Here is a 360-nt window from a genome sequence, read left to right on the forward strand (position 1 = left end):
AAACCCATATCCACCACCATCAAGTCCAATTTGTCCTAAAACAGATGCAAGAGTTATCATAGCCCAGTGAGCTTGCTCTCCGTGATGAGCTCTTTGAAAACCCCAACCTGCCATAATCATAGTTCTATTTTTAGCCATAAGTTCTGCTAATTCTTTTATTTTTTCTGCTTTTATACCTGTGATTTTTTCTGCTAATTCAGGAGTTTTTGGATTATTCTCATCAAATAATCTTTCTTTTAATTTAGCAAATCCTACCGTGTATTTTTTAAGGAATTTTTCATCGTGAAGATTGTTTTTAATTAGATGATAACACATTGCTTCTACTAAGGCAACATCGGTTGTAGGATTAATAAATACTTG

General features: G+C 33.3%; 1 protein-coding gene. It reads right to left on the reverse strand.

Annotated features, from left to right (window positions below):
• A partial coding sequence (locus tag AVBRAN12654_RS09455; RefSeq protein ID WP_336614402.1) for a molybdopterin-dependent oxidoreductase occupies positions 1-360 on the reverse strand: 360 nt, incomplete at both ends.

The sequence above is a fragment of the Campylobacter sp. RM12654 genome (assembly GCF_020137585.1).
Taxonomy (GTDB): Bacteria; Campylobacterota; Campylobacteria; order Campylobacterales; family Campylobacteraceae; genus Campylobacter_E.